Here is a 612-nt window from a genome sequence, read left to right on the forward strand (position 1 = left end):
GTCCCCGCCCAGGTCGAAGAAGGAGTCGTCGATGCCGACCCGTTCCACGCCCAGCACCTGGGCATAGATGCCGGCCAGGATCTCCTCGACGGCATCGCCGGGAGCGCGATAGTGCCCGCCGCCCTGGTAATCAGGCGCGGGCAGGGCGCGGGTGTCGAGCTTGCCGTTGGCCGTCAGCGGCAACTCATCAAGCACAACCACCGCCGCCGGCACCATGTAAATCGGCAGCCGATCGGTCAACCGCGCACGCACATCGGCCGGATCGGCGCCACCGGTGATATAGGCGACCAGACGCTTGTCACCGGGCCGATCCTCCCGGGCCACCACCACCGCCCGCTCCACCCCGCCCACAGCCGTCAACGCCGCCCGGACCTCACCCAACTCAATGCGATACCCGCGAACCTTGACCTGCTCATCAACACGCCCCAAATACTGCAACTGCCCATCGCCACCCCACCGCGCCAAATCCCCGGTGCGATACATCCGTTGACCCACCCCACCGAACGGACACGCCACAAACCGCCCCGCCGTCAACCCCGACCGACCCGCATACCCACACGCCACACCCCGACCCGCCACATACAACTCACCGACCACACCCACCGGCACCGG

The 612-nt window shown here is 67.8% G+C and carries 1 protein-coding gene; it reads right to left on the reverse strand.

Features of this window, described 5'->3' with window-relative positions:
* Nucleotides 1–612 (reverse strand): non-ribosomal peptide synthetase (locus A5701_RS08820; RefSeq protein ID WP_156670006.1); only part of this gene is annotated, 612 nt, incomplete at both ends.

It is taken from the genome of Mycobacterium sp. E3305, assembly GCF_001666785.1.
Lineage (GTDB): Bacteria > Actinomycetota > Actinomycetes > Mycobacteriales > Mycobacteriaceae > Mycobacterium.